The organism is Streptomyces sp. NPDC020747 (assembly GCF_044334695.1).
Taxonomy (GTDB): domain Bacteria; phylum Actinomycetota; class Actinomycetes; order Streptomycetales; family Streptomycetaceae; genus Streptomyces.
In genome coordinates this window covers 606159-619120 of the sequence record NZ_JBIRTJ010000002.1, presented here as the reverse complement: position 1 = coordinate 619120, position 12962 = coordinate 606159, and the positions used below count along the sequence as shown (strand labels likewise).

General features: G+C 69.1%; 11 protein-coding genes and 1 tRNA gene. 3 read left to right on the top strand and 9 right to left on the bottom strand.

Annotated features, from left to right (window positions below; all coding sequences use genetic code 11):
* Positions 1-35: 35 nt before the first annotated feature.
* The 3 genes from ACH4YP_RS07815 to ACH4YP_RS07805 form a co-directional block, all read right to left on the bottom strand.
* Positions 36-1841: a sel1 repeat family protein gene (locus ACH4YP_RS07815; RefSeq protein ID WP_361073393.1), complete on the bottom strand. Its 1806-nt coding sequence runs from the start codon at positions 1839-1841 to the stop codon at positions 36-38.
* A gap of 240 nt (positions 1842-2081) precedes the next feature.
* Positions 2082-2155: transfer RNA gene (locus tag ACH4YP_RS07810), tRNA-Met, on the bottom strand.
* Between the two features lie 41 nt (positions 2156-2196).
* Positions 2197-5124: a UPF0182 family protein gene (locus tag ACH4YP_RS07805; protein WP_398490035.1), complete on the bottom strand. Its 2928-nt coding sequence runs from the start codon at positions 5122-5124 to the stop codon at positions 2197-2199.
* Between the two features lie 137 nt (positions 5125-5261).
* Between ACH4YP_RS07805 and ACH4YP_RS07800 the strand changes: the two genes are divergently transcribed.
* Complete coding sequence (locus ACH4YP_RS07800) at positions 5262-5819, top strand: PPA1309 family protein (RefSeq protein ID WP_361057480.1); 558 nt, start codon at positions 5262-5264, stop codon at positions 5817-5819.
* 42 nt (positions 5820-5861) lie between these two features.
* Here the strand turns inward: ACH4YP_RS07800 and ACH4YP_RS07795 are convergent, their stop codons facing one another.
* The 4 genes from ACH4YP_RS07795 to ACH4YP_RS07780 form a co-directional block, all read right to left on the bottom strand.
* On the bottom strand, positions 5862-6956 hold the full coding sequence (locus tag ACH4YP_RS07795; protein WP_361057478.1) for a PDZ domain-containing protein: 1095 nt from the start codon (positions 6954-6956) through the stop codon (positions 5862-5864).
* Between the two features lie 68 nt (positions 6957-7024).
* A complete protein-coding gene (locus ACH4YP_RS07790; RefSeq protein ID WP_055618591.1) occupies positions 7025-7216 on the bottom strand; it encodes a hypothetical protein in 192 nt (63 codons plus the stop codon).
* 146 nt (positions 7217-7362) lie between these two features.
* On the bottom strand, positions 7363-7824 hold the full coding sequence (locus tag ACH4YP_RS07785; protein WP_361057474.1) for a molybdenum cofactor biosynthesis protein MoaE: 462 nt from the start codon (positions 7822-7824) through the stop codon (positions 7363-7365).
* A gap of 343 nt (positions 7825-8167) precedes the next feature.
* Positions 8168-9280 carry an SDR family oxidoreductase gene (locus ACH4YP_RS07780; protein WP_361057471.1) on the bottom strand — a complete coding sequence of 371 codons (1113 nt, stop codon included), beginning with the start codon at positions 9278-9280 and terminating at the stop codon, positions 8168-8170.
* 190 nt (positions 9281-9470) lie between these two features.
* On the opposite strand from ACH4YP_RS07780, the gene ACH4YP_RS07775 reads away from it, so the two are divergent.
* Together ACH4YP_RS07775 and ACH4YP_RS07770 are read left to right on the top strand one after the other, a co-directional pair.
* The gene (locus ACH4YP_RS07775) at positions 9471-10910 is read left to right on the top strand and encodes a zinc-dependent metalloprotease (RefSeq protein ID WP_361057468.1); all 1440 of its coding nucleotides are present in this window, start codon (positions 9471-9473) and stop codon (positions 10908-10910) included.
* Complete coding sequence (locus ACH4YP_RS07770) at positions 10907-11428, top strand: NUDIX hydrolase (protein ID WP_398489822.1); 522 nt, start codon at positions 10907-10909, stop codon at positions 11426-11428. The genes ACH4YP_RS07775 and ACH4YP_RS07770 overlap by 4 nt, the downstream gene beginning before the upstream one ends.
* Before the next feature lie 77 nt (positions 11429-11505).
* On the opposite strand, the gene ACH4YP_RS07765 is transcribed toward ACH4YP_RS07770, so the two are convergent.
* Entirely contained in the window at positions 11506-12261 is a 756-nt protein-coding gene (locus tag ACH4YP_RS07765; protein ID WP_361057462.1) for an AIM24 family protein, read from the bottom strand.
* Positions 12262-12278: 17 nt separating this feature from the next.
* On the bottom strand, positions 12279-12959 hold the full coding sequence (locus ACH4YP_RS07760) for an AIM24 family protein (protein ID WP_055610520.1): 681 nt from the start codon (positions 12957-12959) through the stop codon (positions 12279-12281).
* Between the last annotated feature and the right edge of the window lie 3 nt (positions 12960-12962).

The following is a 12962-nucleotide window of genomic DNA, read 5'->3' as shown; positions in this document are numbered from 1 at the left end:
TTCCCCCACCCACCCCCATCAGCCCCGCCACCCCGTCACGCAGACAACTCCTGCCGCAACGCATCCCGCAGCCGAGCCGCCCGCTCGGAAACCTCGCCAGGCCCGAGCGACACGGCACGATCGGCCCACCGTTGCCCCTCCGCCAGCTCCCCACGACGCGCGTAGACGAGGGCGAGCCGCAACGCCGCCCGCCCATGCCCCGCGTCAGCGGCCCGAGTCCACCACAGGGCAGCCTCCGGCTCGCTCCCCTCCCGGGCGAGCAACAGCCCAAGGTTGAACGCCCCGTTCCGGGACCCCGCCTCGGCGGCCTCCCGGTACCACCGAGCGGCATCCACGACATCCCCGCGCGCGGAGGCGAGCATCCCCACCCGCACCTGAGCCCGCCGATGCCCCTGGGAGGCGGCCCGCTCGTACCACTCCTCGCACTCGCTCTTCTCGGTGGTCGGCTCCCCCAACTCGTGCGCGGGTGCGGGCGGCCGCCGTGCGTCCAGCACGGTGGCCAGCCGATAGGCCGCCTCCGCGCTCCCCCCACCCGCGGCACACCGAAGGTGCCGCTCGGCAGCCCGCTCGTCCCCGTCCCGAAGGCGCGCGATCCCGACCTGGAGCGCGGCCTCGGTGTGCCCGGCGGCGGCGGCCCGCTCGTACCACCGAAGGGCCGTCGCCTCCGCACCCCGCCCGGCGTGCAGGATCCCGAGGTTGAAAGCGGCGTCCACGCTCCCGGCCTCCGCGGCCTTGGAGAACCACGGCTCGGCCCCGGACGCGTCACCGACCTGCAGCAGCAGAATGGCCAGCGCGTTCGCGGCCTCCCGGTGCCCCGCGTACGCCGCGCGCCGGTACCACTGCTCGGCCTGCGCGGTCCGCGCCTGCTCGGCGCAGAGCAGCCCGAGGTTGTACGCGCCGTTCACATCGCCGGCGTCCATCGCGGCCCGGTACCACCGCTCGGCGGTCTGCGTCTCGCCCCGCTCGGCGTGCAGGGCGCCCAGCGCGTTGGCGGCGTTCCCGTCGCCGTCCTGGGCGGCCCGCAGCCACCACACGGCGGCGCTCTCGGTGTCGCCGGCGTCCCGCAGCAGGAACCCGAGCGCGCAGGCGGCCCGCGCCTCGCCGTCCTTGGCGGAGGTCAGATACCAGCGTCCGGCCTCCTTGAGCTCCCCGCGCCTCTCCAGGATCGCTCCGAGGTGCAGCGCGGCACGCCGGTGACCGCGCGCGGCGGCCTGCCGGTACCACTGCTCGGCCTGCGCGGCGACGGTCGCCGCGACACCGTTGTCACCCTCGTCCTCGCCCGCCTGCACGGCCTTGCGGTCCAGCGTCCGCGCGAGCCGGTACGCCGCCTCGCGGTGCCCCCGCTCGGCGGCGGCCCGCATCCAGTCCACGGCACCGGCGTCACCGCGGTGCTCCAGGAGGTCGGCGAGCGCGTACGCGCCGAGGGCGTGGCCCTGCTCGGCGGCCTGGCGCAGCCAGTACTCGGCGGCGGGCTCGTCCCCGCGCTCGCGGTGGTGGCGGCCCAGCGCGTGCGCGGCGGCCGCGGATCCGGCGACGGCGGCGATCCGCCACCAGCCGGCCGCCTCCTCGGCGTAGCCGCGCTGGTGCAGGAGGACACCCAGGTTGTTGGCGGCGGCCCGGTCACCGGCCGCCGTGGCAGCGCGGAGCTGAGGCTCGGCCCCGTCGAGATCACCGCGGCGGAGCAGCATGGCTCCGAGAACGCTCATCGCCTCGACGTCGCCCGCCTCCGCGGCGAGTCGTCGACGAGCCTCCTCCGCAGCCTCGCCGGTCTCGTCCCGGTCGGAAGGCTGCACAAACCGCCCTGTCTCCAACAGAGTTGCCTTGTCCCCCATAACGTCCATCGTCGCACCACCTGCAACCTGGGTACACCTGGTATACCGCAGCCAGTGAGGTCACTTCAGCGTTTTGTCGACATGCCCACAGAGAGACAAGTGAAACACAGATCTCCCAACTCCAGGCGTATGGCGCAGCCTTCGCCGCAGCAGCACTGATGAGCGATGGGCACACGCACGCGATCCCTGCACGGTCCGCACACGTAGAAGGACCCGGATCCTTTGAGGATCCGGGTCCTTCTACTTCAGTAGCGGGGACAGGATTTGAACCTGCGACCTCTGGGTTATGAGCCCAGCGAGCTACCGAGCTGCTCCACCCCGCGCCGTTGTGTTGCAACCGTACCACGGCGCGGGGTGGGACTGCTCAACTGCCCTGGTCACCGTCCGGTTTGGCGCTCTCTTCCTTGTCGGCGTCGCTGTTGGCGCCACTGGCGGAGTTGGCCTTCTGCTCGGCCTCGGAGGCGCGCTGAAGCGCGTCCTGAAGGTTCTCCTGGGCCTTGCCGTACGCCTCCCAGTCGCCCTTCTTGAGCGCTTCCTCACCAGCCGTGTAGGCGTCCTCGGCATCGGCGATGGCCTTCGCCAGGTCGGTGTCACCCGTCGCCGGTGGCTCCGGGGTCTCACCGTCCTTGGGTGGTGGCTCGGTGGTCTCGTCGCCGTCCACTCCGAAGACCGTGTTCAGCCCTTCGGCGAGGGTGTCCTTGAAGACGGTCTGGTCGCCGTAGGCGACGCCCACCTTTCTCAGCAGCGGGTAGTTGGACGTGCCGCCTCGCGCGTACACCGGCTCGATGTACAGGAACCCGCCGTTGAGTGGCACGGTCAGCAGGTTTCCGTACTCGATGTCGGAGTCCGTGCCTCTGAGGTTGCGGACGAACTCGGCGACGTCGGCGTTGCTGTTGAGCTCGCTCTGCACCTGTTGTGGACCTCTCACCGTGGAGGTCACTCTCAACAGCCTTATCGTGCCGTAGTCCTTACTGGCCGCGTCCGCGTCCACCGCCATGAACGCCCCCAGGTTCGGGCGCCCGTTGGGAGTGAAGGTCGTGGTCAGCGAGAACTGCTGCGCGTTCTGCCCCGGCATCTTCAGGCTCAGGTAGTACGGCGGGACCGCACTGCTGTCCTTGTTGGTCGGGTCGTCCGGCACCTGCCAGGCGTCACTGCCGCTGTAGAACTGGGCGGCGTCGGTGACGTGGTAGCGGGTGAGCAGCTCGCGCTGGACCTTGAAGAGGTCCTGCGGGTAGCGCAGGTGCTCCATCAGCGACTCGCTGATGTCGGTCTTCGGCTTCACCGTGTCGGGGAACGCCTTCATCCAGGTCTTGAGGACCGGGTCCTTGGTGTCCCACTGGTAGAGCTTGACCGAGCCGTCGTACGCGTTGACGGTCGCCTTCACCGAGTTGCGGATGTAGTTGACGCGGTTCTGCTGCGCCACCACCGCCCGCTGGTTGTCGGTCAGCGAGTCCGCCGTGGTGTCGCCCAGCGTCGTACGGGAGGCGTAGGGGTACCCGTTGGTCGTCGTGTAGGCGTCGACGATCCACTGGATCTTGCCGTCCACGATCGCCGGATAGGCGTCACCGTCGATGGTCAGCCACGGGGCCACGGCCTCGACGCGCTCCTTGGGCGTGCGGTTGTAGAGGATCCGGGAACCCTCGCCGATCGCGCCCGAGTAGAACATCTGCGGCTCGCCGAAGGCCACCGCGTACGCGGCGCGGTTGATCGGGTTGGCGAGGTTGACGCCGCTCTTGCCCTTGTAGCTGGTGGTCTTCTCGCCGTTCTCCTCGTAGTCGAGCTCCTTCTGCGGGCCGCCCACGATGGAGTACTGCTCGGTCTTCTCCCCGTAGTAGATCCGCTGCTCGTACTTGCCGAGGTCACCGGTGGTCGGCAGCCCCGACTCGGAGAAGTCGGGGGAGCCCGGCGGATCGGACCCGGTCGCCGTGCCCTTGGCCGCGACCGCGCCGTAGCCGTGGGTGTACGTGAAGTGGTCGTTGATCCAGTTGCTCTTCGGGATGCCGTTCAGGTTCAGCTCGCGCAGACCGATGACGGTGTCCTGCTCCTTGCCGTCGGCGTCCGTGTACCGGTCGACGTCGAGCGTGGAGGGGAACTGGTAGTACTTGCGCTCCTGCTGGAGCTGCTGGAAGGCCGGCGAGACGACGTTCGGGTCGATCAGCCGGTAGCTGGCGGCCGAGTCGGCGTCCTTGCGGATCTGCTCGGCGTTCCCGGTGCCGCCCTTGCCGGAGTAGTCCGTCACCTTGGCGTCGTCGATGCCGTAGGCCTCGCGCGTCGCCTTGATGTTCTTGTCTACGTACGGCGCTTCCTTGGCCTGCTCGTTCGGCTGGACCTGGAACTTCTGGACGATCGCCGGGTACAGACCGCCGATCAGGATCGCCGAGAGCACCATCAGGCCGAAGCCGATGACGGGCAGCTGCCAGGTGCGCCGCCACAGGGTGGCGAAGAACAGCAGGGCGCAGATGACGGCGATGCAGAACAGGATCGTCTTGGCCGGCAGATACGCGTTGGCGTCGACGTACCTCAGGCCCGTCCAGTTGTCCGTCGCCTTGAAGTCACTGGACTTCACCGCGAGGCCGTACCGGTCGAGCCAGTACGCGACCGCCTTGAGGGCGACGAAGAGGCCGAGCAGCACCGAGAGATGCCCGGTGGCCGCGGCCGTGGCACGCGCTCCGGGGCTGGTGATGCGCAGCCCGCCGTACAGGTAGTGGGTCAGCGCGGCGGCGATCACCGAAAGGATCGCGGCAGCGAATCCGAAGCCCAGCAGGAAGCGGTACCAGGGCAGATCGAAGGCGTAGAAGGCGATGTCCAGGTGGAACTGAGGGTCCTTCTGGTTGAAGGGCACTCCGTTCACCCAGAGCAGCCACGTACGCCACTGGCCCGCCGCGGAGGCGCCCGCGATCAGCCCGACCAGGGCGGTGATCCCGAGAAGAATCCACTTCTTGTACGGGGCCACGCCCATCCGGTAGCGGTCGAGGCTCTGCTGCTCCATGGACATGGCGCTCAGTGGCGGCCTCAACCGGTGGGCCAGCCAGATGTTCACGCCGACGGCCGTGGCCATCAGCAGTCCGAAGACGAAGAACAGGCCGATCTTGGTCCACAGGGTGGTCGTGAAGACGGACGAATATTTGACCGATCGATACCAGAGCCAGTCCGTCCAGAACCCCGCGAACATGACGAACGCCATGGCCAGCACGGCCAGTACGCCCAGTGTCATGAGCAGGGTCCGGACGCGCCGGGACGGTCGGCCCACTCTGATCCGTGGCCCCGTCGGGCCTCCGCCGCGGTCCGGCATCTGGAAAGCCAAGGTGCGCACCTCGAAGTTCGCTGTTGGTATCTGGGGGCCCCGCAAACGCAGGGCCACATCTATGCAACTTACTGATGCTTTACTCGGTTCCCGCTTCGGGGGCCGAACGAGGCAGGATTGTGACCATGTCCAACACCACCTCCTCAGGCACACCCATGGCGGCCGGGCCCCTCACCCGTGCCGTCCTCGAGATCGACGAGTACGTAGCAGGGCTCGGCTGGGACCAGCCCGCCCGTCTCTTCGCCCTGGTCGACACCGGCCGGCTGCGCTCCCAGGAACCGGGACTCGCCGAGCGCCTCGGTCTGACCGAAGACGCCCCCGAGGGCACCCTTACCCCCATTGAGCAGGACGAACTCCCCGCGGGCAGCCCGCTGGACGAGTTCCTCGGCACCATCGCCTGGCCCGACTCGGTGGTCGGCTGCGCCCTGTCCGTGGAGCGGCTGATGCTCCCGCCGTCCGCGGAGGCGTCCGTACCGGACGGCCTCGACGAGAAGCGGCTGGCGAAGTGGGTCGCCGAGCATCCGGAGCGCCAGGAGGTCCGGATGACCGTCGCGGTGCTGCGCGGCGGGAAGCGCGAGTCGGCGCTGCGGCTGCGCGAGAAGGACGCGGCGACGGACGTACTCACCGGCTCCGACCTCGTACCGGGCCTGGCCGAGGCCCTGACGGCGACGTTCGCGGAGTAGTACGGGCGGAGTAGTACGGAACGGGTCGGCTCGCCGGGTGCACTAACTCTTGGTGCACTTCGGCAGGTCGGCCGTCTTGCCGCCGCGGATGTCCTTGAGGGCGCTCATCGCGTCGTCGATGGTGTCGACCTTGACGAGTGTGAGCCCGTCGGGGACGTCACGGGCGGCGGCCGCGCAGTTGTCCTTGGGCGTCAGGAAGTACTGGGCGCCCTTGTCGCGGGCGCCGACCGTCTTCATCTCGATGCCGCCGATCGGGCCGACCTTGCCGTTGTCGGTGATGGTGCCGGTGCCGGCGACGAACTTGCCGCCGGTGAGGTTGCCCGGCGTCAGCTTGTCGACGATGCCGAGGGCGAACATCAGACCGGCGCTCGGGCCGCCGACGTCGGCGAGCTTGATGTCGATGGTGAACGGCAGTGTGTGGTCGGTCCCGGCCGAGATACCGACGATCGCGCGCTGCTCGCCGGTGTCGTCGGACTTGGCGGTGGTGATCGAGATCTCCTCGGTCTTGGTCGCCGTCCGGTTCTCCTTCTCGGCGGCGGCCTGTTCCTTGGCGGGCACGATCGTGAAGACGACCTTCTCACCGGGCTTGTGCTTGGTGACCAGCTTCGCGACGTCGTCGGGCGCCTTCACCGTCGTACCGTCGACGGCCTTGATGACGTCACCGGCGTGCAGCCTGCCCTCGGCGGGGGTGTCCTTGACGACGGTGGAGACGATCACCCAGGACTTCACCGGGACGTCCAGTTCCTTGAGGGCCGCGACCTTGGCGCTCTCCTGGGACTGGCTGAACTCCTCGGCGTTCTCCTGTGTCGACTGCTCCTCCGTCTTGCCGTCCGGATAGAGGGTGTCGTGCGGAACGACCTTGTTGTCGTGGGCCAGCCATCCGTACACGGCCTCGACGAGGTTCATCTTGTAGTCGGCGCTGGTGACCCGGACGGTGGTCATGTTCAGATGTCCGGTCGTCGCGTAGGTCTTGCGACCGGAGATCTGGAGCACCGGCTCGCCGTCGTGCTCCCCGAGTGTGTTCACCGTCGGACCCGGTGACATCTCCGAATACGGCACATTGATGAAGACTCCCGCGCACAGGAGCGCGATCAGCATCAGGGTGGAGGCGAGCATCGTCGCGGTGCGGCGTGGCATGGAACGACAGTACGGGACCGGTCTGTCAGCGCACCGTCAGGGCCGTCCGTCCGGGGAATCAGGGCCGGTCAGGCGTCCGTGTGCAATTGCTCCGACTTCTCCGGGTTCTCCGACTTCTCCATGGCCTCGCGGAAGCGTGTGTAGCCCGCGAGCTCGGTGCCGTCCCCGAGAGTCTTCCGGTTCCGTCCGGCCCAACTTCCCCACAGTCCGGCGCCGATCGCGGCCAAAAGCGGAATCAGCAACCAGGCGAGCGCCGCCATGCCGACCTCCCAACCCCATGAGCGACCGCAACTGACTGATCAGCAGATTAACCATCCGCATGTTCAACGCTCACGGCAGGGGTCTGGTTACGCAACCGGAACGGCGGACAGGAGTGGCACCTGGGTCTCAGGTGACCAGTGTGACCTCAACAGGCCCCGACCCATTCCTCCGTACCGTCGGAAAACGTCTGGTGTTTCCAGATCGGGACCTCGTGCTTGAGATCGTCGATCAGTTTCCGGCAGGCCTCGAACGCCTCGCCCCGGTGCGGGCAGGACACGGCGACGACCACCGCGAGATCACCCACCCCAAGGTCACCGATTCGGTGAACCGCGGCGAGCGCCCGCACCGGATACTCGGCGACGACCTTCTCGGCGACCCGCCGCATCTCCGCCTCGGCACTCGGATGACAGGAGTACCCGAGCGCGTCGACATCGGCTCCCCCGTCATGATTCCGCACGGTCCCCACGAACAGCGCGGTCCCCCCGGAGGCATCGTCCCCGACGGCCCGGAAAACCTCGTCCAAGGAGAGCGCGGTCTCCCGAACGGCCAGCAGCTTGATGGGCTCCTGAGCGGCCCGCTCACCGGGATGATCATTCATGGGTGCCATACCCCCATCGTGCCCCACCCCGCCAACCCCACGGAATACGGTTTTCCCTCCGCACACACGCGTGCACGATTGGAGCCTTCTACAGGGCACGCCTTTCGGCCCGGTCCGGCACCTCTCGGCGCGGTCCCGCGCATCCCAGCCCGTCCGGCGTCTGAGGACGAGGCCGTCCAGGCCGATTTCCCACCCACCCCCTTCAGCCCGCACCCACCTACCCAGCCCGTCCGGCGTTTGAGGACGAGCGCGTTCAGCGCAATACGGGGGCCTGGGGGCGGAGCCCTCAGAAAGGGACGGGAATGGGTAGGGGCGGCGGGGGCGAAAACCCCACGCCGACAACCCCACCGTCTCAGATCCGCCGCCGAGCCTTCCGAGCCCGCCGCACCAACGCGGCCGTACCCAACAACGCAACCGTCGCCCCCGCGGCCCCCGCGGCAGTGGCATCCTTCCGCCCGAGCCGCCGCCCGGCCAACGTGTGCCGCCCGGCAACCTCCTCCAGAAGCTCCGCGAGGACCTCCTCGTTGGTCCACTGCGGCCGCCACCCGGCATCGTGCAGCCGGCTCCCGCTCACCACCCAGGGATACATCGTGTAGGCGAGATCCCCCGCAGGGGACGGCGTGAGCCCGATCCGGTGCAGCCGAGCCGCGGCCCCCAGAGCAACAGCCGACGGCAGCTCCATCCGCCGGATCCCGCTGAGCTCCTCGACCTCCTCCTGCTCCAGCCACCCGTCGCACCCGACGGCCAGCTCCCCTTCGACCTTCTCCAGAACGGCGTACTCCAGAGCCCCGCACAAATCCTCGACGTGACAGAACTGCCAGACGGGCCGGGACCCGGCGACGACCAGCAGCCGGGGCGACTCGAAGTACCGGGTGAGTGCCGTGTCGGTCCCTCCGACCAGCACGGCGGGCCGTACGACGGTGACGTTGAGCCCTGGATGCGCACGCGGCGCCCGCCGCGCGAGCCGCTCGACCTCCAGGAGGTCCCCCACTCCCGTGGCCTCCGCGGTCGCCCGCAGTTCGGCGTCTTCGGAGAGGGGCAGTTCGTTGTCGGGCAGGGCTCCGTAGACCATCGCCGAGGTGCACAGCACGACCCGGTGCACCCCGGCCGCCGCGGCGGCCGTCAGCACGGTCTGTGTCCCCCGCACGTTGTAGGCCGTACGGGCGGCCGGATCCGTCTCCAGGTCGAGATCGAGCGCGAGGTGCACCACGACGTCCGCGCCGCGCAGCTTCTCGGCGATCGCCGGATCCCGTACGTCCAGGATGTGCCACTGCGCGGCCGCGCACTCACCGCGCCGCTCGTCGATGGCGATGACCTGCTTGATCTCGTCGCTGGCGGCGAGCCGCTCGGTGAGCATCGCGCCGATTCCGGCGGCAGCGCCGGTGATCGCGACGACGGGGCCGCGTAGGGCCGGATTGGTCGAAGGGTTTCGCGCTGCGCGAACCTGTGGATCTGGGGAACTCACCGGGCGTCTCCAGCGGTTGTCTTCAGTAAGAACGCGCGTGACGCGTACGTACCAGGTGGCATCCATCCTGCCGCAGCCGCTGAGTCGGCGAAGCACCGAGGCCCGAACCGGTTGTGGTGTCTACGCTGGGTGGTGATGTAGGGCAGCCGCCGTCGGAGCGAACCGGCGGCCTTAACAGCCGAGGAATCCCGTGAGTGACACCCCATTCGGATTCGGCCTTCCGCCGGAGGAGCCGGACGACGGCGACGAGGGCAAGAAGAAGGACCAGCAGAGCGGCGGTGGTCAGGGACCTGCCAACCCGTTCGGTTTCGGGCCCGGAGGACCGGGTGGCGACAACCCGCTCGCAGCCATGTTCGGGTCGCTGAACCCCAACGACCTGGGCGCCGCGTTCCAGCAGCTCGGCCAGATGCTCTCGTACGAGGGCGGGCCGGTGAACTGGGACATGGCCAAGCAGATCGCCCGCCAGACGGTGTCCCAGGGCACTCCCGACGGCACCAAGGACGCGAGCATCGGCCCCGCCGAGCGCACCCAGGTCGACGAGGCGGTGCGCCTGGCGGACCTGTGGCTGGACGACGCGACGTCATTGCCGTCCGGCGCCGGCTCCGCGGTGGCCTGGAGCCGCGCGGAGTGGGTCGAGGCGACCCTGCCGGTGTGGAAGGAGCTCGTCGACCCGGTCGCCGAGCGGGTCGGCGCGGCCATGGGTGACGTACTGCCCGAGGAGATGCAGGCCATGGCGGGCCCGCTCCTCGGGATGATGCGCTCCATGGGCGGCGCCATGTTCGGTACGCAGATCGGGCAGGCCGTCGGCGTGCTCGCGGGCGAGGTCGTCGGTTCGACCGACATCGGCCTGCCGCTCGGGCCGGTCGGCAAGGCCGCGCTGCTGCCGCTGAACATCGAGTCGTTCGGCAAGGACCTGAGCGTCCCGCAGGAGGAGGTGCGGCTCTACCTCGCCCTGCGCGAGGCCGCCCACCAGCGGCTCTTCGCCCACGTGCCGTGGCTGCGCTCGCACCTGTTCGGCGCGGTCGAGGGGTACGCGCGCGGGATCAAGGTCGACACGGCGAAGCTGGAGGACGTGGTCGGACAGTTCGACCCGCAGAACCCGGAAGAGCTGCAGCAGGCACTCCAGCAGGGCATGTTCCAGCCGGAGGACACGCCCGAGCAGAAGGCCGCTCTGGCCCGCCTGGAGACGGCGCTCGCGCTCGTCGAGGGCTGGGTGGACGCGGTGGTCCACTCCGCCGCGAAGCCGCGTCTGTCGTCCGCCGACGCGCTGCGGGAGACGCTGCGCCGCCGCCGTGCGACGGGCGGCCCCGCCGAGCAGACCTTCGCCACGCTGATCGGCCTGGAGCTGCGCCCGCGCCGTCTGCGGGACGCCTCGCGCCTGTGGGCCTCGCTCACGGACGCGCGCGGTGTCGACGGCCGCGACGGCCTGTGGGCGCACCCGGACATGTTGCCGACCGCCTCCGACCTGGACGACCCGGACGGCTTCGTGCACCGCGAGCAGCTGGACTTCTCCGAGCTCGACAAGATGCTCGGCGAGGCCGCGAGCGGCCCGTCGGAGAAGCCGAACCTCACGAAGGACGAGCCCGAGGCCGACGAAAAGGGCGAGGAAAAGGGCGACGACGACAAGTGAGCCTGTACGACGACGCCGTCCTGGTCCTGAAGGACATCGAGGGCCAGGAGGAGCTGCGCCAGGCCTATCTCGACCATCTGGAGGCGCATCCGGACGGCATGTGGAAGGCCTGCACGGCCGGGCATGTCACGGCGAGCGCCCTGGTGATCGATCCCGGGCACGGCAGGGTGCTGCTAACGCTTCACAAAAAGTTGCGGATGTGGCTCCAGATGGGTGGTCACTGCGAGCCCGGGGACGCCACGCTGGAGGCCGCGGCCCTGCGCGAGGCCACGGAGGAGTCGGGCATCGCGGGTCTGACCCTGCTCCCGGGCGGGCCCGTACGCCTGGACAGGCATCCCATCCCGCCGCCCTGCCACTGCCACTTCGACGTCCAGTACGCGGTCGTGGCCGAGCCGGGCGCCGTCCAGGAGATCAGCGACGAGTCCCTCGACCTGCGCTGGTTCCCGTACGGCGAGGTGGCGAAGGTGGCGGACGACTCTGTCGTACGCCTCCTGGCAGCAACACGAGCAAGGCTCTGAAGGGGCACGTGTAAGGGGCGGTCGCTATTGCGACCGCCCCTTACACACACGCCGACAAGGGCGCCCCACGAAAGGTCCTAACTCCAGGCGTTGCCCTGGTTCTGCCCCCGGACCCCCTGCTGCCCCATCCCGTACTGGGCGGCAACGCCCGACCCGATCGCCGCGTTCTGCGGCGGCAGCATCTCGCTGGGCTGGACGAGCGCGTACCCCTGGCCCATGAAGCTGAGCTCCCAGCCCTCACCGGTGTTGCCGCGACGCCGGAACACGCCTGAGGAGTGGGTCTGGGCCTGCATCTGTACGCGCAGGCTCGTGGACCAGGCGACGATCGCGTCGGCGTCGCAGTTGACGTACCGGTCCGGCGTGACCTGGAGCATCAGCGGCATGCCCGACGTCATCAGGGCGACCTTGCCGCGCCCGGTGATGTTGAGCTGGTACTTGCCGGAGCCGGAGATCCCGTACTGACTGTCCACGGCGATCACCTCGTGGTGCAGCGAGGAGTCCATCGCGAGGACGTAGCTGCTGTCCACGGTGAGGCCGTCCTGGTCCACGTCCACCACATGGATGTGCTGGGCGAGGTTGGCCAGGTAGACGGTGCCCTGCCCGTGGCAGCGCATCAGGTCGAGGCCCTCTCCGGTGTGCGCGCGTGAGCGCTGCTGACCGGAGTTCTGGTACTCGGCGTCGAACTCCACAAGACCCTGGTACGCGACCATGGTGCCCTTGCGGGCCAGCATGTCGTCGTGGCCCTCCAGGACGACGCGCAGCATCTGCTTGTTCTGCAGGCTGTAGCGCTCCTGGGACTGCTGGTCGTTGTAGGCGAAAAGCGGGCTCTGCATGGTGTCTGTGCTCCCCCTCAGCCCCGTACCCGGAGGCGGTCGGTGCTGTCCTCGCTCGGCTGGACGACGACGATGCCCTGTCCGGAGAAGGCCATCTGGAAGGCCTCGCCGCTGCCCCGCCCGATCAGGGACTGCGCCTTGAAGCTGCGCTTGCCCTTCACCTTGAGGTTCGGGGACCAGGCGACGAGCGCGTCCGGGTCGACGTACGTCTCGTCCTCGCCGCCGCCGCAGTCGACGACGATGGGCTTGCCCCGGGAGGTCAGGGCGACCCAGCCCTGCCCGGAGATCTTGGTGTTCCACAGGCCCTGTCCGGCGAACTTCGCCAGCCCCTTGACGCGCTCGACGCCCCAGGTGAGGTGCGCGTCGAAGGCGAGCAGGTTGGTGGCGTTGACGGAGATCGCGTCGCCGTTGAGGTTGATGACGACGACGTTCGCCCCGTAGTCGGAGAGGTACAGCAGACCGTCTCCGGAGCACTTCATCAGGGGTGCGCCCTCGCCGGTCATCCAGTCCTTGGCGATCTGGCGTACGGCCGGCGGATTCGGCTCGTACTGGACGAAGCCTTCGTAGGCGACCATCGACCCCACGCGCGCGAGGAGGTCGTTTCCGGTCTGCATGGCGACCTTGAGCATGTGGTTGCCGTGGTTCTCCATGCGTGCGGCAACGGGTGCCGGGGCGAAGCCCGCGAGCTGCTGGTTCATAGG

Coding starts and splice junctions, on each gene's coding strand:
- ACH4YP_RS07790 (WP_055618591.1), bottom strand. CDS start 7,216: ATGGCGGCGCTCGCCTGGTTGCTGATTCCGCTTTTGGCCGCGATCGGC.
- ACH4YP_RS07785 (WP_361057474.1), bottom strand. CDS start 7,824: ATGGCACCCATGAATGATCATCCCGGTGAGCGGGCCGCTCAGGAGCCC.
- ACH4YP_RS07760 (WP_055610520.1), bottom strand. CDS start 12,959: ATGAACCAGCAGCTCGCGGGCTTCGCCCCGGCACCCGTTGCCGCACGC.
- ACH4YP_RS07795 (WP_361057478.1), bottom strand. CDS start 6,956: ATGCCACGCCGCACCGCGACGATGCTCGCCTCCACCCTGATGCTGATC.
- ACH4YP_RS07805 (WP_398490035.1), bottom strand. CDS start 5,124: ATGCCGGACCGCGGCGGAGGCCCGACGGGGCCACGGATCAGAGTGGGC.
- ACH4YP_RS07815 (WP_361073393.1), bottom strand. CDS start 1,841: ATGGACGTTATGGGGGACAAGGCAACTCTGTTGGAGACAGGGCGGTTT.
- ACH4YP_RS07765 (WP_361057462.1), bottom strand. CDS start 12,261: ATGCAGAGCCCGCTTTTCGCCTACAACGACCAGCAGTCCCAGGAGCGC.
- ACH4YP_RS07800 (WP_361057480.1), top strand. CDS start 5,262: ATGTCCAACACCACCTCCTCAGGCACACCCATGGCGGCCGGGCCCCTC.